Source organism: uncultured Zhongshania sp. (assembly GCF_963975605.1).
In the GTDB taxonomy this organism is placed as follows: Bacteria; Pseudomonadota; Gammaproteobacteria; order Pseudomonadales; family Spongiibacteraceae; genus Spongiibacter; species Spongiibacter aquimaris.
In genome coordinates this window covers 60,304-82,832 of record NZ_CAXBHN010000013.1, presented here as the reverse complement: position 1 = coordinate 82,832, position 22,529 = coordinate 60,304, and the positions used below count along the sequence as shown (strand labels likewise).

Below are 22,529 nucleotides of genomic sequence, written 5' to 3'. Positions count from 1 at the left end.
AAGAAAACAGAGAAAGAATAATAATAATACAAAAGCAAAGAGACCTGGGTGGGGAAGACAATGTTTTCCCCTTCTTCGTTTTAGAAGCTCCAAAATTTAACTTGCCTCCAGTTACAAAGCCAAAATTCCACCAATCCTTTAACAACACTAGAAATAAGCCTGTGCTAGAATACCGGCTTCATAATAGTTATCGGCTAAGCACAAACATCAATGACATCTAGCTCCGTGACCGGGCTCTGGAAAAAACTCTCTGGCAAGTTTTCCAAACCCACCCAATACGCGCCAAACTCCGCGACCATTATTCCGCGAGATGAGCACTGCGTTTCCCGCAAAAATATCAGCGACGCCGCAATTAAAGTTATTCGACGCCTAAACGAAGAGGGCTTCGATGCCTACTTGGTGGGCGGCGGCGTTCGCGACTTGCTTTTGGGCGGCCAACCCAAAGATTTTGACATCGCGACCAATGCAACTCCTGAGCAAGTTCGCGGTGCATTCCGCAACAGCCGAATCATCGGCCGCCGGTTTCGCATTGTGCACGTGCGCTTCGGCAACGAAATCATTGAGGTCACCACGTTTCGGGGCGGCCACGACGCCCCCGCCTCCAGCGCTCAGCGCAACAAGCACTCCGCCCGCACTGAATCAGGCATGCTTACCCGTGACAATGTTTACGGATCGGTGGAAGAAGATGCCGCGCGCCGCGACCTAAGCATCAACGCCCTCTATTATTCAAGTCGCGACTTCTGCGTTTACGATTATGTTGGCGGCATGCAAGACTTAGAGCGCAAGCTCATACGCATTATCGGCGATCCTGAGACACGCTATCGCGAAGATCCCGTCAGAATGCTCAGAGTTGTCCGCTTTGCCGCCAAGCTCAACTTTGATATCGAACAACGCACCGAAGAGCCACTAAAACGCCTGGCACCACTGCTGACCGACATTTCCGCTGCGCGGATGTTTGATGAAGTGATCAAGCTCCTAATGTCTGGCCAGGGCATTCAAACTTACGCGCTTTTGCAGCGCTACGGTCTTTTCAGCCCTCTGTTCCCCGCAACCCAGAAAATGCTGAATCAGCACGAGCCGGCTGCAGAGGCGATTATTCAACAAGGCCTCATCAATACCGACGCGAGAATTGCCGAAGATAAACACGTCACCCCGGCATTTATCTACGCGGTACTACTGTGGCCCGTCGTAAAACGTATTCACAAAGAAATTCTGGATAGCGGTGTTCCAGAAATTCCAGCACTACACCAAGCCGCCGAGCGCGTATTGCATAAACAACAGCAAACTGTTGCCATTCCCAAGCGATTTTCTTTGCCAATGCGCGACATATGGGAATTACAGTGCCGACTCACCCGCCGCACAGGTAAGCGCGCCGAGTTACTTTTAGATCATCGCTATTTCCGAGCGGGCTTCGACTTCCTACTTTTGCGCGAACAAGCAGGAGAAGTAGAGGCAGGATTAGGACAGTGGTGGCTGGCATTCCAAGAGGCTCACGCAGACACCCGTGGCGCCATGCTCACTCAGGTTCCCGCTGGTGAAAAACCTCGCGCTCCGCGACGCCGCCGCCCCCGCAAGCCCAGATGATTCGAAGCTATATTGCGCTGGGCAGCAACTTAAACCTGCCCAAAGAGCAAGTTTTGACGGCAATAACGACCCTTGCCAACACCCCAGATTGCACTTTAATTTCGCAATCTCGGCTCTATGGATCGATCGCGATTGGCCCCGGCGAGCAGGACAACTATGTTAATGCCGTTATCGCTATCGACACGACACTCACGGCGCCAAAGCTTCTAGCCACCCTGCAGTCCATAGAATCCCAGCACCATAGACAGCGCGAGATTCGCTGGGCGGCCAGAACATTAGATCTCGACCTGCTGTTATACGGCACTGCAAATATTCAAACACCAGAACTTATTGTCCCACACCCCAGAATGTTCAGTAGGGACTTTGTGCTACGCCCACTCGCAGATATTGCACCACCCGAGCTACTTCGCCACTATTTGGGCGAGAACACCGATATACACTATTCCGACAACGACAATTTATGGGTTTTAGCACCAGATGATAAAGCGATCACACCCTAACGAGCCCATCATCAATGCCGAGAAGCCGCCGTGCTTTATCGCGATTGAAGGCCCCATCGGCGTTGGCAAAAGCACCCTGACGCGACGCCTAGCGGAATCACTCGGCTACCACACGCTGCTCGAAAAAGCAGAGGACAACCCGTTTCTAGAGCGCTTTTACGCCAATCAGCGTCATGCCGCACTATCAGCCCAGTTATTTTTCTTGTTTCAGCGCGCCCAGCAGCTCAGTGACTTGCGCCAAAGCGATATGTTTAACCAAACTCATATCGCCGACTTTCTCTTTCAGAAAGACCCTCTGTTCGCGCAAATCACGCTCGACGCCAATGAGCTGGAGCTATACAAAAAAGTTTATCAACAGGTGCAGGTTGATATTCCAACCCCAGACTTGGTGATTTATTTACAAGCTCCGGTGAAGGTTCTAAAAGAGCGTATACAGCACCGCGGCGTGCAGTTTGAACAGAGTATGAGTGGCGACTATTTAGAACAGGTTAATGCCGCTTACAGTGAGTTTTTCCTGTCATACAACGACTCCCCACTGCTCATCATTAATGCCAGCGATATCGATTTCGCCAACAACGACCGTCAATATGAGCAATTATTAAAATATCTGCTGGAAATACCAAGCGGTCGCCATTACTTTAACCCCACATTTTTTTAAGTACCTGCGAGGCACTCAATGAGCAAGGTCAACATCCTCAAACTGCTAACCAAGAAGCAACAGCAGGAAAAATTTGCGGTAGTGACGTGCTACGACGCAAGCTTTGCCAGACTCGTCGAAAAGGCGGGAATAGACGCCATTCTCGTCGGCGACTCGCTGGGCATGGTGCTGCAGGGGCGCGACTCCACACTACCGGTCACCATTGATGACATGGCCTACCACACCCGCTGTGTCGCACGTGGCTGCCAGCAGCCCCTCATCATCAGCGACATGCCCTTTGGCAGCTATAATAGCCCGCAACAATGTGCCGACAACGCCGCCACATTAATGCGCGCAGGCGCGCACATGGTGAAAATCGAGGGCGGTAGCTGGCTAGCAGCGAGCGTAACACTGCTCAATCAAGCCGGAATTCCCGTGTGCGGCCACCTAGGACTCACCCCGCAATCCGTTAACGTACTCGGAGGCTACCGTGTCCAGGGCCGCGACGACAGTCAAGCGAAAGCCATTCTCGCCGACGCCATAGCGCTAGAAGCCGCTGGCGCAGCGATGTTGGTACTTGAGTGCGTACCCCGCAAACTCGCCGCTGAAATCACCGCTGAGCTAAAAATCCCCGTAATTGGCATAGGAGCCGGCAATGTGACCGACGCCCAAGTACTGGTGTTACACGACCTACTGGGTATCACCGAGAAAACCGCAAAGTTTGTACGTAACTTTGCGGAGGGCAGTCACGGTGTAGAAGATGCCCTGAAACGCTATAATGACGCGGTCATTGACAGTAGCTTCCCCGCAGAGGAGCATAGTTTTGACTAAGAGCTTATAATCCCAAACTGTTACCTCGGGGAACATTTTTTGAGGTAACAAAGTCATGATTTTTTTGTTACCAAAGCATTGAACGGCCATTCCGATTGGGGCATACTTGCCCGCCACTGGCCAAACTGATCAGATTATGAACAATCTTTTCAGCTTTTAAAGGCCTTATTGCCAGTGTATTGGTCGCCAGCCCGCGATGTGCGCGGACTGACTTCACAGCAAACTACCTTCGCCCTGCGAAGTATGAGATTGGGAAGTTAGGTGGTATGAAAACATATAGCACAGCCGCATCACTAAGGGCCGCTCTAAATACGGGAAGACGCGCGGGTAAAACCGTCGCCTTTGTACCGACTATGGGCAATCTGCACGAGGGACATCTGCGCCTTGTTCAGCGAGCAAGCCAGCACGCTGACATCGTAGTAGTCAGTATCTTTGTTAACCCGCTGCAGTTTGGCGCCAACGAGGATCTCAGCAGCTACCCACGCACCCTAGCCGCAGACAAAGAAAAGTTGTTTGCCGCCGGCGCACAATTTTTATTCCTTCCCCAGGTAAGCGAAATTTACCCGGAAGGCATGGACAGCCACAGCAAAATTTCTGTGCCAGAGCTGTCTGACGACCACTGCGGTGCAAGTCGCCCGGGGCACTTTACCGGCGTAGCAACAGTAGTGACCAAGCTTTTTAATATCGTGCAACCAGACACCGCGGTGTTTGGCGAAAAGGATTTTCAGCAACTTAGCGTTATCCGTAAAATGGTGCGCGATCTGTGTATGCCCATCAACATCGTTGGTGTGGCGACTGCGCGAGCAGAAGACGGCTTAGCGCTAAGTTCGCGCAATGGCTATCTCAATGCCGATCAGCGCAGAATTGCACCGGTTTTACATCGTGTGTTACAGGAAACTCGAGAGGCAATTGCCTGCGGGTACGACAGCTACAGTAAATTAGAACAGCACGCCAAAATCAGCCTGAATAAGGCTGGCTTAGAGTCTGACTACTTTACTATTTGCGATGCGCGTACTCTGCGTCCAGTTGATCTGGACACCGAAGAAGTGGTCATACTCGCCGCGGCCAAACTTGGCAGTACGCGTTTGATCGACAACGTCACCCTGAATGTTAACCCCAGCGCCGACTGGGGAATGCTGGCCGCTAATTAAGCCAGTTACGACCGATAGAGAAAGGAACAGCGTTATGCAGTCAGTTATGCTGAAAGCGAAACTTCACAAAGCCCGCGTGACTCACGCCGTGCTTGACTATGAAGGATCTTGCGCCATCGACGGTAAGTTGCTCGATATGTCGAGCATCCGTGAATTTGAACAAATTCAAATTTACAACGTCACCAATGGCGAGCGCTTCACCACCTATGCTATTCGTGGCGAAGACAATAGCGGCATCATTTCTATAAACGGTGCAGCGGCGCATAAAGCCAATGTCGACGACGTCATCATTATTTGCGCCTACGCTACATATTCAGAGGCGGAGCTAATCAACTTCAAGCCGCGCCTTATTTATATGAATGCGGACAACACCGTTAGCCACGCCAGCAACGCCATCCCTGTTCAGGTCGCCTGATCATCTGGCAGAGGCGCTCGCCTCTGCCACTCCCCCCAATAGATCTTAAACTGCCAAGTCGCGGTAGCTTACTCCTGCGCCACACAATCACCATGAACCATAAAAATTAGTCTACTTGAGGGTTCAATCCTATCGGCCAAGCCGTTATCCTGACTCTTTATACACTTTTCAAAGTGATCTGTTTCCTGCCTTACCGCAGCCCAACAATCATAATATTCGCATTATAGAGAGCAAGGTCATGAGTAAGTCTACCGTCCACCCCGTTCCAGCCGCCTTTGCCGCGCAAGCTCATATCAATAAAGCCAAATATGAAGAGATGTACCAAGAATCGCTTACAGATCCCGACAGCTTTTGGGCAAAACAGGCCGACGAATTCTTAAGCTGGGATAAGCGCTGGCACACCGTAAACAAGTACGATTTTAAAAAGGGCGAAGCCAGCTGGTTCGACGGCGGCAAACTAAACGTCAGCTACAACTGTATCGACCGTCACCTTGAGACCCGCGGCAATCAAACCGCCATTATCTGGGAAGGTGACGACCCAGCGGACTCCAGCCATATAACTTATCGCGAACTCCATACCGCCGTCTGCAAACTCGCCAACGTGTTACTCGCCCAAGGGGTCGCCAAGGGCGATCGCGTCTGCATTTATATGCCGATGATTCCAGAGGCCGCGTATGCGATGCTAGCGTGCGCTCGCATCGGCGCTATTCACTCGGTGGTATTCGGGGGCTTTTCGCCAGAGGCGTTAAAAGACCGCATCCAAAATGCCGATTGTAAAATGTTAATTACCGCCGACGAAGGACTGCGCAGCGGAAAAAAAATACCGCTCAAAAACAATGCCGACCTCGCTCTCCGCGACTGCCCAAGTATTGAGTCCTGCCTAGTGGTTAAACGCACCGGCGGCGATATAGCTTGGCAAGATAATCGCGATATTTGGTACCACGACGCAGTAGCAAACGCATCTGCAGACTGCCCCGCCGTCGAGGTCGAAAGCGAAGCCCCCTTATTTATTCTTTACACCTCCGGCTCAACCGGCAAACCCAAGGGCGTACTGCACACCAGCGCGGGCTACTTACTGCAATCGGCAATGAGTCACAAATACGTTTTCGATTATAAAGACGGTGAAGTTTTTTGGTGTACCGCTGACGTCGGCTGGATTACTGGCCACAGCTACATCGTGTATGGCCCGCTGGCCAACGGCGCGACCACTCTGCTATTTGAAGGCGTACCCACCTACCCCGACGCCTCGCGCTGCTGGCAGGTAATTGATAAGCACAATGTCAGCATCTTCTACACTGCGCCCACTGCACTCCGTGCACTGATGGGCGCGGGTGATGAATTCGTTAACAAAACAGATCGCAGCAGCCTGCGATTACTCGGCACCGTCGGTGAACCCATCAATCCGGAAGCGTGGGAGTGGTACCACCGTGTCGTCGGCGAGGAGCGCTGCCCCATCGTAGACACCTGGTGGCAAACCGAAACCGGCGCGCATATGCTCACGCCACTGCCCGGCGCCATCGATATGAAACCGGGCTCAGCCACCCGTCCTTTCTTCGGCGTAGAGCCCGCTATTCTAGACAGCGACGGCAATGAAATTGAAGGCGCCGGTGAAGGCCTGCTCGTCATCAAACGGTCATGGCCCGGACAAATTCGCAGCGTCTATGGCGACCACCAAAGACTGATCGAAACCTACTTCAGCACCCATCCCGGCTATTATTTTACCGGCGACGGCGCCCGCAGGGACGCTGACGGCGACTACTGGATCACCGGCCGCGTCGATGACGTTTTAAATATCTCTGGCCATCGCATGGGGACAGCCGAAGTGGAGAGCGCATTGGTGCTACACGAGGCTGTCGCGGAAGCCGCTGTGGTTGGCTACCCGCACGACCTAAAAGGTCAGGGAATTTATGCCTACGTCACGCTAATGCATGACATCACAGGAAGCGAACAGCTAATCAAAGAACTTATCGCGCTCTGTGTTCAAGAGATTGGCCCCATAGCGAAGCCAGACTTAATACAATGGGCACCCGGTCTGCCAAAAACACGCTCGGGTAAAATTATGCGCCGCATTCTTCGCAAAATCGCAGCGAATGAATTAGACACCCTGGGAGACACGTCGACCTTGGCCGACCCAGCCGTCGTAGACGACCTCGTCAATCATCGCCTCAACAAATAGACCTACAGGGAAAGCGCCGGCAATGAATGTGGCGCTTTCCCAAGCTATACGAACCGGGACCCAGTATTTAGAATACTTATCGAAAGATAAATAATATTTTTATATTTTAACGCAGACTTTTTCATAACTCGCCAAATGACTCACTTCACATCGACACCGTTCGACCACCATCAACCGAAATAATCTGACCGGTAATATAAGGCGCATCCGTCACTAGAAAAACCACCGTCCTAGCAATATCACTTTCCTCACCTTGACGCCGCAGTGGCACGCGGTGGTTAACATCCTGCTTTTCCTGGATACTGTATTCGGTTTCTTCCACAGGCCATAAAATAGCACCGGGCGACACGCCATTGACCCTAACATCCGGGCCCAATTCAAGCGCCAAAGACTGGGTCATCATCGCTACGCCAGCTTTCGCCATCGAGTAGATAGGGAATCCCTGCAGTGGCTTTTGAGCGTAAATATCGACGAGATTGACAATACAACCTGTAGTTTCTTTCAAAGCTGGGGCCACCGCCTGCGAAAGAAAAAATGGCCCCTTGAGATTACTGTTAAATAAGGCATCCCAATCTTTCTCAGCCGCACTTTCAAGCGCTGTCGGATAAAACCCCGAGGCATTATTCACCAACACATCTAGTCGCTGCCATTGCGCCAAGCTTTGCTCAGCAAGTGATTGCACGTCGAGCACAGAGTTCATATCAGCACACAGTATTGCCGCCGAAGCGTCACGTTGCGCATTTAATTCATCGCGCAAGGCCTCAGCTGGTGCCAGGGAATGTCGATAGTGGATAATAATATTATAGCCGCGCGCATGCAGCGTTCGGCAAATCTCCGCACCAAGACGCTGGGCGGCCCCAGTGACCAGTGCAACGGGCGTGTTCATGTTTGTAAGTGTTTCGCTCACAGCATACCGCCATCAACAGGACCAATTAAGCAATCGATGCCCTCTTCCCGTATGGTTGCTTCTATTTCAAACAAGGCATCTTGATCAGATTCAAACGCGTCTTCCCACACGGTGGAGTTATTAAACTCATCGAAGACTTCAAGTAGCCAGCCACCGTCGCCATCTTCACAAATTTCAACGCGAAGCGTTTTGCCGTCTTGCTCGATAACACGGCACAGCGGAGATAATTTAAGTTCGGTATTTTCTGTCATGGGAATGGCTCGTCACCGGGGCTCGTCAGATAAGCGATTAATTGTCGCCCCATTATACTTAAGCCATTATGTCTTGCGAGCGCTAATGTCGTGCCAAACCTATTCCCAGCACCATTAGCATAATGCCGCTTATTCGCTGCCAGGATAGCTGTACCTTAAGCGCCCCAAACACGGCAAAGTGATCGATTAATACTGCGGCAACAATCTGCCCCGTCACAATATAGAATATCGCGTTGCCCATTCCCATACGGGGGGCTAAATAGGTAATCAACAATATATTGCTAAGCAGAATCACGCCGGCGATATATCCGTATGGGGGCGCACCAATAACAGCCGAATAATCTGGCGGCCTAATGCCCTTTGCAACCACCACAATAGCAATACAAAGCAAGGCAACAGAAAACAGAATCAAGGTTGGATAAAAAACGTTTCCCCACGACTTACTCAGCACCGCATTCATCGACGCCTGAACCGGAATACACGCGCCGACCAGCAGCGCGATCATTGGAAAAATTAAATATTCGCGCATACGAAGCCCTGACAAAGCTTACTTAATTTTATTATTTCCGAAGCAAATAGCCGAATATATTGCTAACGCGCCGTGTACCCGCCATCCATAATCAACTCAGAGCCCGTCATATAACTGGCATCGTCAGACGCTAAAAACACAATGCCTTTTGCTATCTCGGCTGGCTCCGCCATCCGCCCCATCGGAATGCTCGCCACTACGCGTTGGGCAAACGCCTCGGCGTCGCTCTGTGCTAACCGCGCCAAAGCACCGCTCACCAGTGGTGTCGTCACATAACCGGGGTGTACTGAGTTAACTCGAATGCCATAATTCTTATCTGCGCAGTACAAGGCAACCGACTTAGTAAACGCACGCACTGCGCCCTTGCTTGCATTGTAAGCCGGTAACATAGGATCACCGACAATGCCCTCGATGGAAGAAATATTAACGATGCTGCCACCCGTTTCTTTCATAACGCGAATCGCTTCGCGGGTACCAATAAACACCGCGTCACTATTAATGGTGTTGGTCTTTCTCCACCCCGCCAAGGTTTCATCTTCTATGCCGCAAATATTAGCTATACCGGCATTGTTAATTAAAATTTGCAAGCGGCCATAACGCTCAATGACCTGAGCAATCACTGCCTGCCACTGCGGCTCATCGCAGACATCCAGCCTCATAAATATGGCTGAGTTGCCCTCGGCATTGATGGCTTCAGCGACACGACTACCAGACGCTTCATCAATATCCGTTACCACAACAATCGCACCCGCCGCCGCCAAACTTCGGCAGGTGGCTTCACCGATCCCCACGCCACCACCAGTAACCAGTGCCACCTTTCCCTGACAAGACATAGTATTCTCCTTAAGCTGCGCAGAAACCGCCGTCCACGGTCAACTCAATTCCGGTCACATAAGTGCTAGCATCCGACGCCAGGAACAGTGCCGCGTTGGCAATATCTTGCACATTGCCAAGCCGCCCCATGGGGATCATGGCCGATTTAAGCAGCGCTGCGGCTTCGTCCACATTGGCTACCACACCAATATCGACAAAATCTTGCAAGGCCTGGTCACCCATCGCGGTTTCGATAAGCCCGGGATGTAGAGAATTAACGCGCACACCGTAGCCAAATTTGGCGAACTCGACGGCGCTATGTTTGGTAAGCGAGCGCACCGCACCCTTGGTTGCGCCGTAGATGCTATGCCCCGGCACACCAATCAAACCCGCGATCGACGATAGATTAATAATCGAACCGCCATTCGCAAAACATGCACCCGGCTTCATGCACTCGACCGCAGCGCGAGTGCCGAGAAATACCGACTCAATATTAATCTGGTTGATTTTACTTACCTGCGCGCTAGTATTGTTTTCCAACATACCGCCTATATAGATACCGGCATTATTCAGCAACACATCCCAACGATTTTTCCATGCGACCAGGGTCTGCTTTAGCGCCGCCCAATCCTCCTCGCTGGTCACGTCCAAGCGCACGGCCTTAGCCTGCAAGCCCTGTCCATTTAGTTCGGCGGCTATGCGCTCGCAGGCCTCGACGTTGATATCACCCAGCACAACAGCGGCGCCAGCTTTTGCAAACAAGCGCGCGCAGGCTTCACCAATCCCGGCACCGGCGCCGGTGACCACCGCAACCTTACCTTCCAAACCAAAAACGGCGAGTTCTTTACTCATAACATTGCCCTTATTATTCTAATTTACAGCTAGTTAAAAAATATTATTTCGCGATCTCGACTACCGCGCGACCACGAATTTGGCCTTGCAAAATTTTCCCTGCGGCACTCGGTATATCATCAAAGGGAATATTGATCGTTAAGGCTTCCAACTTCGCCATATCCAAATCCTTAGCCAATCTCCGCCACGCCTCTTCGCGCAAGCTCATAGGTGCGTGAACCGAATCCACACCCAGCAGCGTTACATTGCGCAATGCAAATGGCATCATATTACTTGGTAGGTCTAAGCCCTGCGCCAAACCACAGGCAGTCACAACGCCGCTGTAATGCAGCTGGGCGATGACGTTTGCCAAGGTGTGGCTACCGCAGGAGTCCACTGCAGCCGCCCAGCGCGGCGCCTGCATCATTTCACCAGGCTCGGACAGCTCTGCGCGGTTAATTACATCATTGGCACCCAGACTCTTTAGAAAATCGGCCTCTTCCATTCGGCCGGTAGACGCCGTCACTCTGTAGCCGAGCGCCGAGAGCAATGAAATAGCGACCGTCCCTACACCACCGGATGCCCCCGTTACCAAGACAACGCCTGACTCAGGCACAACGTCTAATTTTTCTAAACGCATAACCGAGAGCATGGCGGTGTAGCCGGCGGTGCCAATCGCCATCGCCTGACGAGTTGTTATGCCGTCGGGGAGTTTTACTAAGTAATCCGCATTGGTACGCAGCCGCTCGGTATAGCCACCATTGTGGGTTTCGGACGCACCGTAGCCGTTCATCACCACCCTATCACCGACGGCAAAGCGGGAACTGTCAGAGCTTACAACGGTGCCCGCCATATCAATACCTAAGATCAGGCGCTCTTGTTGCACAATGGGAATGGCATCACTTATCGCCAGGCCATCTTTGTAATTCAATGTAGAATATTCAACTGCAATCTCCACATCGCCATCACCAATGTCCGCCGCATCGAGCTGGGCAAAGCCCACTGATAGCTTGCCATCCTGGCGAGTGCCAACTAATGCCTTGTATGTTTGTGTCATAGGATTTGCCTCACAATAAACTATTAATTACCTAATCGTCTCAGTGCGCCATTCGTTAAATAGCGATCGTAAATATCCTGGGAGTTCACCATCATTTTGTGGCCACCGCTCATGCTGGCCATCTGTTCGAGTCGAGTCATCTGCCCTGTTTGAACGTCGAAGGCATGGACATGGCCCCACGACCAATACGGATGCTTACCGTCCATCACCCGCTTGTCGCCATCTTCATAGAGCCCGTAAGCGCCATCAAAGGAGCGGAATATTTCCCCTCGCCGATCAAAGGACACCATGCCGAGCGGCAACTGTGTTCTCGCGTCAAACCACACCCGTTTCTTACCCACCGGGGCGCGTGGAAAACCGGTCGGCTCGGCGTCTACCGCTATGGCCTCTGGCACTAACTCGACATCGGTATCCCAAAAGGTCTCACCTTTTGGGCCACCGTGGGTTGTGTGCGCCCAGCTTTCGCTGGCCGAATTCCAGCCACCGCTCACACCAGCCAACATAGGACCACGGGAGACAATCTTGTAATTACCCCAGGTGTGGAGTGGGTCGCCGGCGGCCCAGGCATCGGACAAGTACAAACTTGAGCCAGGCACCAAGGGCTCAAAGCGTTGGTCAGTAGGAAAGCGTCGAATACGCTTGAAGTCAGGAATATAGCCGTATAACTCAGGGAATTTATTCTGATCGTAATGCCAGATATTCAGATACGATGTGCCCCGCACACTATCCGGTTCGGAAAAAAAGACACTCTGGTAACGCAACTTATCTTCATGGCCCGTCCAATAAACTCCTGGCAAGACCAGTCGCCCAGTCGGCGCATACTCAGCCCAACCGTTTTCATACTGGTAGTTTATTTTTCCTTCACGACTTAAATCGTATTCGCGAATGGCATAAAAAGAAGCGTCGTGACGCCCCCAGCTCATGGTCAAGCCCGCAAACAATTCCAGGCCGTTTTTTGCATCGGGAAAGGGCATACCTCCGATCCACGGTTTTCCATCCAGTGTGACAACATTACCCTTGTCATCAAATTTGGCCTGCCCGCGATTTTTAAAGCTGGCCTCAAGATATTCCCAGGGGCTTAACTTCATGATATCGTGGAAACCGTTTCCGCCTGACGGGCAACGCGGTTTGAATTATTGGGGTCCTTAGCCTCTAGAATAACTTCAAGAGTATTCACGCCTGGAAAATGCTGATTAATTTTTGCGACCGACACATTGTATTCAGAGTCTTCCCATAGCAAATTACTGCCTTCGACCGGGTTACCTATTTGAATACGCATCGCGTGGTAGGTAGAGAAAGCGGCTATCAGCACCACAACCACGGCGGTATAGCGAGCGCGCTTTCCTTGTGAAAAGGTCGCAATCCAGGCGAGTACTGACTTCACTCGGCCGTGCACACCGCCCGACTCTTCGGAAATAATTTTGTGAAGGTTTTTGGGCGCAGGTAATACCGACAGTAGCAACGGCGCAAGGAAGACCCCTGTTGGCGCAAGCATCATCGCCCAGAAGCCGCAAAACAAAGAGAAACGTTCCATCGCGGGGATCGGCGCAATCGATATAAGAAAGATACCCGCCGCGTCAGTGATAATCCCCAAGATTGACGGCGCCAGCATAAGCCCAGTGGTAATACCGGCAGCACGCACCTTGTCACCCACCTGCGCAAATACTTCATAAAAGCGCTCGGTAAACTGCACGCAATGGCTGAACGACCGCGCTATAAGTAATAGCGGCACAATCATCAGCAAGGGCTCTATTGGCAGCTTCATCCAACCGGCGAAACCAAACCCCCAAATTGCCGCAACCATACTGGCAAACACCGGCGTAACAACACCGGCGATATTTTGGGTGTACAGAATTAAGGCGATAACCAGGGCCCCTAAGGTGATCGCAAAAATTCCGATCATTTGGTGCTGGTATTCGTACACCCAGCCAGTCAGCGCCGGCTGACCCGCCATATAGACTTCATGGTTTGCATCGCGGGCATTATCGGCAAGATCTTTAACAAACTTAAAAGCGACGCCATAGTCCAGGCGCTGCTCAATAAACGTTGCCGAGATGATCGTTGCGGTCTCGTCGCCAGATATTAAGAACTGCTGTGCATTAGGTGATTTACGCACATTCTCCTTAAATTGCGCGATGTCCTCATCGGTAACCGGCACCGAATCACCCATCAGAGGCTGCGCATCAATACCGAAAGGGGTTGCTTCCGCATAGCGCGCTTTGGCCGACGCGATTGACAATATCTGATCGTGATCCACACCAGGAGACAGATCGATATCACGTGTTAATTGCCACACCTTGGCCAGCGTTTCCGAGTTGTAAATATCCCCTGATTTAGTTTTTACCATCAAAGTAAAGGTTAAGGGATTACCAAAATTTGGGTGATCTTTAAAGACTTGAATAAAGGGGTCATCCTTGGGCAGCAAGTCAGAAAATATCGTTTTAAGCTCAACGTTCTTTAAGCCCATAGCAAAAAATATTGTCACGGCGATAAAGAAAAACCACGCAGTTTTCCTATTCTCCAGCACCGCTAACGCTATTCTATTTCTTATTGTATTCATTAAGGTTTTCTACCTCTTTCATGGCAAAGAGACACTATGAAACGCTCTTTACACACAATTATCGTGTCGCTGTTCGGCTACATCTCACTTAGCCACGCATATCATCCAATAAATCTCTAATGCACACACTTAGCACTTTGCGCTGTTATTGCCTGAGAACCTGCTGGACCAATCCTACTTCGCGATCATTTAGAAAAGACCTGCCCAAATGGGGAGGTTTTTCTTTTTAACTGAAACGACAAGCGCTCTCGGCTCAATAACCGCAAACCTATATCTCGTTTTGATATCTTTGTGCAGTGAAACCGAATCTCATCCATCGACAAACTTCCTGCTTTCGCGATGTAGAAGTTTGTAAATTTAGCGTTACGACCTCGTTGCTTATTCAATGCACTTCTTATTTCATATACGTACAAAATATTTTTATCAGATCATGACCATATGCTAATTTTAAACCTGCATTTCGGTAATGCTCATTACCGACCCTTTCACTGTTAATTTACGACACAAAAATATTTATTATTTTGTTTTTTATTTACGAAGCCACGTCATAGACATGGTTTTTTTGCTCCATAAAAAATTCGTAGCAAAAACGTGACTGTGGCTTTTCAGATGCGGTTTTGGGAATCTCCGACATGACCTGTATATAACTCGGTAAATCGTTGCGCCCCAGCACCTCTCGACAATGCTTCACCAGCACATCCGGATCGAATAACCTGGCCTCTACCGGCACTACTGCCGCAATCACATCCTTCTCACCCGGAGCACCATTTAAAGAGGGAATGCCGTAGACAAAAACATCTTCAACATCATCAAATTCGGCAATGGTTTTTTCTATTTTGGCGATATCAACAAACTCGCCGTTGCGGCGAATTTCATCCCCTTTACGACTGTCGAAGTAATACCAACCATCTTCGTCTTGATGCCCAATATCACCCATATACAGCACGCCGTCGGACGTCTTCTTTTTGGATGCCTCCGGGTTTTTGTAATATTCAACAGCCAAGGGCTCGCCTGACGCCGCTTCAAAAACAATTTCACCGCGCTCACCCGGTGCGCATGAATTACCCTGCTCATCTATGATCCGGGCAGTTAAACTGGCAGGCGGCTTACCAATACTCCCAATAGGTCCCACACCTGGCGGATTGAACATCATGCCGCCCTCCGCAGCGCCATAAAACTCAAAGAGCTCTACATCAAAGCGCTTACTGAAGTCCTTCCAAATTGCACCAGGCATGCCGGCGCTTAATATAAATCGCACAGGATTATTGGCATCATTTGGCCGCACCGGTTCGCTGTAAATTGCGGTTGTCATACCGCCGAGCAAGTTAAACGTGGTGCAACTATAAGCTCTGCAAATATCCCACAATCTAGACTTGGTGAATTTGCGACTGATAACGCCACGCAAACCCATTTTTAAAATATTTCCCAAACTAATTAACTGGGCGTTGGCATGGGTAAAAGACAAACCTGTATAAGGCCTGTCATTTTCCCGGAGCCCTATCATTGGCCCTATTGACGCCACCGTGTCATACCGAGTGTAGGGTGCACGAATAGCCTTTGGGTCACCGGTGGTACCGGATGTATAGAGCATTTGCATCGTTTCATCTGCACTCTGCACACGCCCCTCAGATTCATTTATCGCCGCGTGCGCTATATCACTCCATTTCTTCAACCGCGGGTCATTGCCAGGCATTTTCATTAACTCGCCGCTGTGCATAACCCAGATCCAGCGTATCTGCGGTAACTTTTTACAGGCAGCCAATACATTGTTCAGGCAGTAATCAGCGCAAACAACGCCCTGGCAATCAGCCCAACTCAACATGTATTCCAGACGCTCGCCGCTGGTACGCGGATCAATGGGAACAAATACGGTCGCGGCGAGCGAGCTCCCCACCATACAATCTACAAATTCCGGATGGTTCTGCATAACAATGGCAAAACTTTCACCCGGCGCCATGTTTTCATTCTTCAAACCGGCAAAAACGCGCTGCCCCTGCTCCCACAACTCCCGATACGTTCTCGTTTCATGCTCAAGATCGCCGCAGGGAAGCACATTGACGAAAGTCAGCACATCAAGGTTTGGATTAGAATTTTTTTTATCTTCAATTAAATTCGAAAATATTCTGAGATCTTTCATATCCCTTCCCTTATTATTCTTTTGACAAGATGCTAAGTACCAAGGCAGCTGCATCTGCACCAATATAACCGCCCCCATTCTCGGCAAGCGCAACCCTGGCACCACCAACCTGACGCGCACCGGCCTCGCCGCGAAGCTGCATGACCAGCTCTACAATTTGCGCCGCGCCAGTGGCACCGATAGGATGCCCCTTGCGCATCAATCCGCCGGAAGTATTAACCGGCACGCGCCCACCCAGGGATGACGCTCCGCTAGCGACAAATTCGCCGCCCGCCCCATTCGCGCACAAACCCAGGTATTCGTAATATTTTATTTCTGAAATCGCTGATGCATCGTGAAGCTCCACGCAGTTAAGATCTTCAGCGCCCAAACCTGCCTGTTCATAAAGCTGTGCAACTGCGCCCGACACCATTGGCAGTTCATTTTCACCGGCATCCCAACCGCTGTGCAGACTAGAGGCATTTACCCTAATGCAGCGTCCCTTGCCTATTTTCCTGGCATAACTTTCGCTCACAACAATCACCGCTGCCGCACCATCACCAATCGGAGCGCACATCGGCAAGGTGAGTGGCGCAACTACTTCGCGAGCAGCGAGGACATCCGCTATCGAGATAACATTTTGAAACTGTGATTTTGGATTCAGGCTACCGTGCACGGAGTTTTTAGCTGACACCGCCGCCAACTGCTCGCGGGTCGTGCCGTACTGATGCATATGCTCACGCGCCCACGTCGCGTATATATCAATAAAAATAGAACGGCTACTGCCCGCGCCACTCATATCCAGCGCTTGGCCTATGGCGTCATTACGAGCTTGCAATCGCTGCGTAATTGCCTCGGTTTGGGTGACATCAATCGCGCCGGTAAAAACCGAAAAAGTTTTGTTTTTATCTTCGTGATAAAGCTTTTCATAACCGCAAACCAACACCACGTCATAGACCCCGAGAGTCACCATGGTACAAGCCTGCTGAAAAGCGGTCGCAGACGTTGCACAGGCGTTTTCAATATTGATAACCGGTATTTTGCCAATCCCCATGCTGCGCAGGGCGACCTGCCCAGGCACACAAACCTGGCCGGTAATAACGCCACCTGCAGCGTTACCCATATAGGCCGCGTTCAACTCCTCTTTGGGGATACCGGCGTCCTGCAGGGCATCCTTGATAGATGCACAGGCCAAATCATTAAGGGTTTTATCCATAGCGTTGCCAAACGGCGTCATTCCGACGCCGGCAACATAAGCATTCTGTTTCACTGTATTACTTCCTTATGAAAGTTTTTCACTATCGATAAGGTAGCTGCCGCCCTTGATGGCCAAGACTTCATTACAGCCATCTTCAATAAGAGACGCACGCGCGTCGCGCAGCATTTTCTCTAGCGGATACTCTTTGCTCAGGCCGTTGCCACCAAAGATTTGCAAGGCATCACTAGTGACCTCAAAGGCGTGTTGAGTGCCGGTTGTTTTAGAAAACATCGCGGCGCAAAGCGACGGCGTGCCCAATTTAGGGTCGTTATTAAAATTCAAACCACGGCGGGTAACCGAACGTGAAATTTCTACTTTTCTAAACATATGAAACAAACGACTGCGCACAGATTGATGCTGAATAATCGGAACGCCACCCGCCTTTCTTTCGTGGGCGTAGTCGAGCGCTAAATCAGCCGCCGCTTGCGCGAGACCAGTGAATGTTGCCCCCATCAAGGCGTTGGCTTCAGCGTGAATACAGTACACGGCACGCTGATAGTCCTCTGGCCCGGCCAGCAAATACTTGCGTGGAATACGCACATTATCAAAAAATATTTCGCCCTGATTTAATGCCCGCTGCCCCATTTTATCTAATGGCTTGCCACGGCTAATACCGGGTAAATCCATTGGAAAAACCAGCGCGCAGCCTTCAGTGGCTGACGGCCCATTTCCCGAATCTGCCGCGCAATACAAAATACACACATCGGCAATAATCCCGTTAGAAACCCACGCAGACTTTTGACCATTTAATACAATGTCGTCACCAGTTAAATCGGCCACTAAGTTGGGGCGACCGTAGGAGCTACCGGGATAAACAATTTGACGACTCGGGTCGAGCATATCCGTGCCATGATCTGGCTCGGTAATACCCCAGCAACCCAATACCGCATCAGGAAACTCATCAAGTAAATCTTGGCGGCCAAACTTCGCGCACAACCATTGAGGCAATATTCCCGCACCGACCGATATCGCCAGGCCTGCATCGCCATAGCCCAATTCTTCAAATAAAATAGAGAACAGCAAGGCCGCTTCCTGCGGCTCCATTTCACCTAGTGCTTCAACCGTAACACCAAGCTCCAAATATTTTTTGCGAAATTCCCAAAACAATGACTCTTTCGCAATAACTTGCTCCGGCGTCATACGATCTAGCTTTATGCCTATCGGACGCATCACATTCAGCGCAAAATTTCGCAGCGTTTTCTGAAATTCAGCAATGTGCTCAGGCAGCTCAGCCTCGGCACCTGACATAGTCAAGGCGCCTTTTGGCGTGCTTTCCCAAGTATAAATGGGAGCAGCTAAATTTCTGTGATCACTACTTTCTGGATGTGTTAGCTCTTGGGCAGACTGACTAGTCATTTTTTCACCTCTATTCTTATGGTTTTTCGAGAAATCGATAATTAGGTGACCATACTATCCGCGCAAAATGAGAAGTTAGATGTTTACAGAGGACATTATGGTTGTTAATTTACGACAGCCTTCATAATCAAAATAAGAGATTCCAGTCATGGAGCTAAGGTCGTCATTAAGCACCCCGCCCTCCCGACATCTGAGCTACGGGCTTAACCCCTTGATCTCCTTACTAAAGGAATACAAGTTAGATCCTGCCCCCATGCTTGACGCGTCGGGTATTCCACCTCAGGCACTTGAAGATCCAACATACGAATTGACACCCCATCAAGAGCTAAACTTTACGACCGCCGTCATCGAAAGCATCAACATCCCCGAACTCGGTTTAATGGTAGGTGGGCGCTACCATTTGTCTGCCTACGGCCTACTAGGCCTTGCGGTAATGACTAGCGAGAACCTGCTATCTGGCATGGCGGTGCTGTATAAAAATATACTAATGACGTGGACCTACATGCAGTGGAATACAACAGTTAGAGGAGATAAAGCCTACGTTAGTCTAGAGAAATTGCGAGATCTAGGTGGCAGTTACCAATATATGGTCGATCGCGGTCTGGTTGCATCCCACACTATTTTTAAAGAAGCACTGGGCCAAGACCTCCCAGTTTTTGAGGTACATTTAAAGCAAGCAAAGCCCACTTATGCCCACGTCTACAGTGACTATTTTAAATGCCCCATTCATTTTAATTCGTCTGAAAATTACTACGCATTCGACAGTAAACTACTGTATCACCCACTCGCGCAGTCTGAGCCCGAAACCGCGAGAATCTATAGCAATCAATGCGCCAAAATTTGCTTACAGCTGGCGCGAAACAGCACATTCTCAGATGTTGTACGCAACCACATCCTGTCTTCACCGCGGGAAATTTTTACCCTAGAGACGATTGCAGATCGCATAAATATGACTGCGCGTACGGTACAGAGGAAACTCAGCGCAGAAGGCACGAGCTATAAAGATATCCTTGAAGATGTGCGCAGAAATCTCGCGATCGAATACCTGCAAAGCACAACATTTACAATAGAGGAAATTGCAGTAAGACTTGGCTATTCAGACTCATCCAGCTTTTGTCACGCCTACAAGCGCTGGACGGGCGTAAACCCCAGCGATCTCCGTCATCGCGAGGCCGAGACAAATGACGAGCGGAACGCTGATGGCGCCACCCCAGCCCAGCGGCGAAAGGCGTGAGAAAAATGCGCGGGATCACTATAGCCCAACAGTAGCGACATCTGCTCAACACTAATGTTAGTAGTAGACAAATACTCCCGGGACAGTTGAAAACGTAAATCATCAATTATCTTTTGATAGCCAATTCCCTGCGCTGTGAGCTTGCGTCGCAAGGTCCGGCCAGACATATTTAGCTTGGCAGCTAACTCTTCAATAGTCGGAAAATAGCCCGGTCGCAGCAGTATTAACTCCCGCACCTCATCTTCAATATCATACTCTTCTGTCAACCTTGCCTTTAACCGTTCACAGCGCTCAATGCACAAGCTCGCTGTATCACTATCGCTTTGCAGAATTGGAATCTGCAGTAAATCAGCGGAAAAAACTAAGGCATTTTCATCGGCGTTAAACGTGACGGGGCAATTAAAATATTTATCGTACTCGGCAGCAGACGCCTGCGGCGCATTGCGTAGCGTTGCCGAATGCAAGCGAAATTCCTCTCCCATTAGACCGCGCAAAATCATCAGCGTGGCAATCATTTCGCGCTCATTCAGCATCGCGACATCATCGTCATTGTAATCGTCAGCGCTCATACTCATCACAATATGATCACCGCGAAATGACATTTTGTGTTCATAAAATGCAAAACTCAGCTCGACAAACTCGTAAGCTAGTTTGAGGGCATCCCGCACTGTTGCCGCGCTCATCAAGGCATAGCCATAGATACCAAACAGACTAAGTGGATAGCACGAGCCAACCTTCAGACCAATTGCCGGATTGCCTGTCGCCTTGCGCAAATTACGCAAAAACATAAGCTCTTGGCTGAGGTTAACGTGCTGCTCTGGCTTACTTAATATCGACAGTGAAAGGCCTGTTCCAGTCAAGGCCTGGCCAACGGAAATGCCCTCTTCTCGCAAACGTGTCAGAGGAGAAAGTATGGTTTTTGCTGAATGATACTTTGGCTTCATATCGACCTTTTTATTTTTAAATTAGCACCGCTGTCCGAATTTCGCAAGAACCTGTCCGTAATTCGCATTCTTAGATTTAGCCACTTTCTATACCTTAAATCACCACCAGTTTTCTTTGCACGCTGGTTGATAATAATTTTTGATAATGACAATAACGGAGTAATTTTATGTCTAACTCACCACGCATACTCATATACGGTGCCAGCGGCTATACCGGAAAACTAGTGGCCGAATGCCTGGCGCAACGCGACATGCCCTTCTATTTTGCTGGTAGAAACCAAGACAAATTAGAGGCCTCACTCGCCATCGTTGAAGAGCGCCTGGGCCGCAAAGCACCGGCGACAATTGTTCAAGCCGCCAACTCCCGCGAGGAGCTGCTACCGTGGTTCGACAAAGTCGAAGTCGTCATCAATGTCGCCGGCCCTTTTATGCAATTAGCGTGGCCGGTTGTTGAAACCTGCCTCGAAGCAAATTGCCACTACCTAGACACCACCGGCGAGCAAGACTTTGTTATCGCGGTACGCGATCAATACGGCAAAGCCTTCGCAGAAAAAAATCTATTACTTAGTCCAGCAAACAGCTACATGTGGTGCGCCGGCGCACTAGCCGCAGAAGTGACGCTTGAAACAGAGGGTGTAGACAGCCTGGATCTCACCTACCAAATTAACGATGCACTGCCCTCGCAAGCGTCGACAAAGTCTTTTCTACGCATGGTGAACAATCCCCAGTATCTACTCAAAAACAACGAAATGATTGAATGGCAGGGCGACCGCCACTTCACCATTACGGTTCCTCATATGTCGCAACCCGCGCTGGCCCTACCTTGGAGCGGCGGCTGTGAACCAGTCTGGTATGAGCACGATGAACGCGTAAGAAACTGTAAAGTTCTAACCGCCTTTGGCGACGAAATTATCGAAGGCGTAGTCGGCTTAATTCATCGCTTTAACAAAGAATCAGTGGGAATGAATCAAGCTCAAAAAGAAGAGCTGACTAACCAGTTCGGCGATGAAATGACGCCAGCAGAACCACCCAAAGACAGCCCAGACATTCACCGCACCGTCATCACCTGTATTGGTCAGGGCCGACAGGTCACTACCGTATTCCCGCTGTCACTCAATGCACCCTATACCTTCACCGGCGAAATATGTACAGAGGCTTCAGAGCGCCTCCTCAACGGTGAACTTAAAGCGGTTGGCTTCCAATCTGCGGCGGGCGCATTCGGTCATCGCGAGTTAATAGAGAAATTCCACAAGTTGGGATATATGAACAATCCTTGGCTGTAACACGGCGATAAACTGATCGGGCTTGTGAGATTCTATATCTGTTTGGATTAGAGGCCCAAACAGATATAGAATCTCACAAGTCGGATCATTATATAA

General features: G+C 50.3%; 21 protein-coding genes. 9 read left to right on the top strand and 12 right to left on the bottom strand.

Going from position 1 to position 22,529, the window contains the following annotated elements; genetic code table 11:
- Window positions 1–210: 210 nt before the first annotated feature.
- The 7 genes from pcnB (at window position 211) to acs (ending at window position 7,294) form a co-directional block, all read left to right on the top strand.
- Window positions 211–1,584, top strand: a complete 1,374-nt coding sequence (gene pcnB, locus AAC007_RS12105) for a polynucleotide adenylyltransferase PcnB (protein ID WP_219043653.1) — start codon at window positions 211–213, stop codon at window positions 1,582–1,584.
- A complete protein-coding gene (gene folK / locus AAC007_RS12100) occupies window positions 1,581–2,084 on the top strand; it encodes a 2-amino-4-hydroxy-6-hydroxymethyldihydropteridine diphosphokinase (protein ID WP_339677175.1) in 504 nt (167 codons plus the stop codon). Before pcnB ends, folK begins: the two co-directional genes overlap by 4 nt.
- A complete protein-coding gene (locus AAC007_RS12095; protein ID WP_219043651.1) occupies window positions 2,062–2,742 on the top strand; it encodes a deoxynucleoside kinase in 681 nt (226 codons plus the stop codon). The genes folK and AAC007_RS12095 overlap by 23 nt, the downstream gene beginning before the upstream one ends.
- Before the next feature lie 18 nt (window positions 2,743–2,760).
- Window positions 2,761–3,552 (top strand): 3-methyl-2-oxobutanoate hydroxymethyltransferase, encoded by a 792-nt coding sequence (panB, locus tag AAC007_RS12090; protein WP_295877796.1) that lies wholly within the window; start codon window positions 2,761–2,763, stop codon window positions 3,550–3,552.
- Window positions 3,553–3,818: 266 nt separating this feature from the next.
- Entirely contained in the window at window positions 3,819–4,703 is an 885-nt protein-coding gene (panC, locus tag AAC007_RS12085; RefSeq protein WP_339677169.1) for a pantoate--beta-alanine ligase, read from the top strand.
- Between the two features lie 34 nt (window positions 4,704–4,737).
- Window positions 4,738–5,118 carry an aspartate 1-decarboxylase gene (panD, locus tag AAC007_RS12080; RefSeq protein ID WP_103684416.1) on the top strand — a complete coding sequence of 127 codons (381 nt, stop codon included), beginning with the start codon at window positions 4,738–4,740 and terminating at the stop codon, window positions 5,116–5,118.
- 238 nt (window positions 5,119–5,356) lie between these two features.
- Entirely contained in the window at window positions 5,357–7,294 is a 1,938-nt protein-coding gene (gene acs, locus AAC007_RS12075) for an acetate--CoA ligase (protein ID WP_339677161.1), read from the top strand.
- A gap of 145 nt (window positions 7,295–7,439) precedes the next feature.
- Here the strand turns inward: acs and AAC007_RS12070 are convergent, their stop codons facing one another.
- From AAC007_RS12070 to AAC007_RS12020, 11 genes are all read right to left on the bottom strand, one after another.
- Window positions 7,440–8,201 carry a pteridine reductase gene (locus AAC007_RS12070; RefSeq protein WP_339677158.1) on the bottom strand — a complete coding sequence of 254 codons (762 nt, stop codon included), beginning with the start codon at window positions 8,199–8,201 and terminating at the stop codon, window positions 7,440–7,442.
- A complete protein-coding gene (locus AAC007_RS12065; protein ID WP_295877800.1) occupies window positions 8,198–8,452 on the bottom strand; it encodes a hypothetical protein in 255 nt (84 codons plus the stop codon). The genes AAC007_RS12070 and AAC007_RS12065 overlap by 4 nt, the downstream gene beginning before the upstream one ends.
- A gap of 82 nt (window positions 8,453–8,534) precedes the next feature.
- The gene (locus AAC007_RS12060) at window positions 8,535–8,981 is read right to left on the bottom strand and encodes a DMT family transporter (protein WP_295877801.1); all 447 of its coding nucleotides are present in this window, start codon (window positions 8,979–8,981) and stop codon (window positions 8,535–8,537) included.
- 62 nt (window positions 8,982–9,043) lie between these two features.
- On the bottom strand, window positions 9,044–9,814 hold the full coding sequence (locus tag AAC007_RS12055; RefSeq protein ID WP_295877802.1) for a glucose 1-dehydrogenase: 771 nt from the start codon (window positions 9,812–9,814) through the stop codon (window positions 9,044–9,046).
- A 10-nt stretch (window positions 9,815–9,824) separates the two neighbouring features.
- Complete coding sequence (locus AAC007_RS12050; RefSeq protein ID WP_295877803.1) at window positions 9,825–10,646, bottom strand: glucose 1-dehydrogenase; 822 nt, start codon at window positions 10,644–10,646, stop codon at window positions 9,825–9,827.
- Between the two features lie 43 nt (window positions 10,647–10,689).
- Window positions 10,690–11,682, bottom strand: a complete 993-nt coding sequence (locus tag AAC007_RS12045; protein ID WP_295877804.1) for an MDR family oxidoreductase — start codon at window positions 11,680–11,682, stop codon at window positions 10,690–10,692.
- Window positions 11,683–11,705: 23 nt separating this feature from the next.
- Window positions 11,706–12,770 (bottom strand): DUF1329 domain-containing protein, encoded by a 1,065-nt coding sequence (locus tag AAC007_RS12040; protein ID WP_295877805.1) that lies wholly within the window; start codon window positions 12,768–12,770, stop codon window positions 11,706–11,708.
- Window positions 12,767–14,242 (bottom strand): hypothetical protein, encoded by a 1,476-nt coding sequence (locus AAC007_RS12035; protein WP_295877806.1) that lies wholly within the window; start codon window positions 14,240–14,242, stop codon window positions 12,767–12,769. Before AAC007_RS12035 ends, AAC007_RS12040 begins: the two co-directional genes overlap by 4 nt.
- Window positions 14,243–14,774: 532 nt before the next feature.
- Window positions 14,775–16,379, bottom strand: coding sequence for an AMP-binding protein (locus tag AAC007_RS12030; RefSeq protein ID WP_295877807.1), 1,605 nt, complete (start codon window positions 16,377–16,379; stop codon window positions 14,775–14,777).
- Window positions 16,380–16,392: 13 nt separating this feature from the next.
- Complete coding sequence (locus AAC007_RS12025) at window positions 16,393–17,628, bottom strand: thiolase family protein (protein WP_295877808.1); 1,236 nt, start codon at window positions 17,626–17,628, stop codon at window positions 16,393–16,395.
- 12 nt (window positions 17,629–17,640) lie between these two features.
- Window positions 17,641–18,972, bottom strand: a complete 1,332-nt coding sequence (locus AAC007_RS12020) for an acyl-CoA dehydrogenase family protein (protein ID WP_295877809.1) — start codon at window positions 18,970–18,972, stop codon at window positions 17,641–17,643.
- A gap of 148 nt (window positions 18,973–19,120) precedes the next feature.
- On the opposite strand from AAC007_RS12020, the gene AAC007_RS12015 reads away from it, so the two are divergent.
- The gene (locus AAC007_RS12015) at window positions 19,121–20,206 is read left to right on the top strand and encodes an AraC family transcriptional regulator (protein ID WP_339677149.1); all 1,086 of its coding nucleotides are present in this window, start codon (window positions 19,121–19,123) and stop codon (window positions 20,204–20,206) included.
- On the opposite strand, the gene AAC007_RS12010 is transcribed toward AAC007_RS12015, so the two are convergent.
- The gene (locus AAC007_RS12010) at window positions 20,134–21,150 is read right to left on the bottom strand and encodes an AraC family transcriptional regulator (RefSeq protein ID WP_295877811.1); all 1,017 of its coding nucleotides are present in this window, start codon (window positions 21,148–21,150) and stop codon (window positions 20,134–20,136) included. The two genes, AAC007_RS12015 and AAC007_RS12010, sit on opposite strands and share 73 nt — an antisense overlap.
- Window positions 21,151–21,317: 167 nt before the next feature.
- Between AAC007_RS12010 and AAC007_RS12005 the strand changes: the two genes are divergently transcribed.
- Entirely contained in the window at window positions 21,318–22,433 is a 1,116-nt protein-coding gene (locus tag AAC007_RS12005; protein WP_295877812.1) for a DUF5938 domain-containing protein, read from the top strand.
- The last annotated feature ends 96 nt before the right edge of the window (window positions 22,434–22,529 follow it).

Excerpts from the sequence above, each read along its gene's own strand:
- pcnB (WP_219043653.1), top strand. The coding sequence starts at position 211 with ATGACATCTAGCTCCGTGACCGGGCTCTGGAAAAAACTCTCTGGCAAG.
- folK (WP_339677175.1), top strand. The coding sequence starts at position 1,581 with ATGATTCGAAGCTATATTGCGCTGGGCAGCAACTTAAACCTGCCCAAA.
- AAC007_RS12095 (WP_219043651.1), top strand. The coding sequence starts at position 2,062 with ATGATAAAGCGATCACACCCTAACGAGCCCATCATCAATGCCGAGAAG.
- panB (WP_295877796.1), top strand. The coding sequence starts at position 2,761 with ATGAGCAAGGTCAACATCCTCAAACTGCTAACCAAGAAGCAACAGCAG.
- panC (WP_339677169.1), top strand. The coding sequence starts at position 3,819 with ATGAAAACATATAGCACAGCCGCATCACTAAGGGCCGCTCTAAATACG.
- panD (WP_103684416.1), top strand. The coding sequence starts at position 4,738 with ATGCAGTCAGTTATGCTGAAAGCGAAACTTCACAAAGCCCGCGTGACT.
- acs (WP_339677161.1), top strand. The coding sequence starts at position 5,357 with ATGAGTAAGTCTACCGTCCACCCCGTTCCAGCCGCCTTTGCCGCGCAA.
- AAC007_RS12065 (WP_295877800.1), bottom strand. The coding sequence starts at position 8,452 with ATGACAGAAAATACCGAACTTAAATTATCTCCGCTGTGCCGTGTTATC.
- AAC007_RS12060 (WP_295877801.1), bottom strand. The coding sequence starts at position 8,981 with ATGCGCGAATATTTAATTTTTCCAATGATCGCGCTGCTGGTCGGCGCG.
- AAC007_RS12055 (WP_295877802.1), bottom strand. The coding sequence starts at position 9,814 with ATGTCTTGTCAGGGAAAGGTGGCACTGGTTACTGGTGGTGGCGTGGGG.
- AAC007_RS12050 (WP_295877803.1), bottom strand. The coding sequence starts at position 10,646 with ATGAGTAAAGAACTCGCCGTTTTTGGTTTGGAAGGTAAGGTTGCGGTG.
- AAC007_RS12045 (WP_295877804.1), bottom strand. The coding sequence starts at position 11,682 with ATGACACAAACATACAAGGCATTAGTTGGCACTCGCCAGGATGGCAAG.
- AAC007_RS12040 (WP_295877805.1), bottom strand. The coding sequence starts at position 12,770 with ATGAAGTTAAGCCCCTGGGAATATCTTGAGGCCAGCTTTAAAAATCGC.
- AAC007_RS12035 (WP_295877806.1), bottom strand. The coding sequence starts at position 14,242 with ATGAATACAATAAGAAATAGAATAGCGTTAGCGGTGCTGGAGAATAGG.
- AAC007_RS12030 (WP_295877807.1), bottom strand. The coding sequence starts at position 16,379 with ATGAAAGATCTCAGAATATTTTCGAATTTAATTGAAGATAAAAAAAAT.
- AAC007_RS12020 (WP_295877809.1), bottom strand. The coding sequence starts at position 18,972 with ATGACTAGTCAGTCTGCCCAAGAGCTAACACATCCAGAAAGTAGTGAT.
- AAC007_RS12015 (WP_339677149.1), top strand. The coding sequence starts at position 19,121 with ATGGAGCTAAGGTCGTCATTAAGCACCCCGCCCTCCCGACATCTGAGC.
- AAC007_RS12010 (WP_295877811.1), bottom strand. The coding sequence starts at position 21,150 with ATGAAGCCAAAGTATCATTCAGCAAAAACCATACTTTCTCCTCTGACA.
- AAC007_RS12005 (WP_295877812.1), top strand. The coding sequence starts at position 21,318 with ATGTCTAACTCACCACGCATACTCATATACGGTGCCAGCGGCTATACC.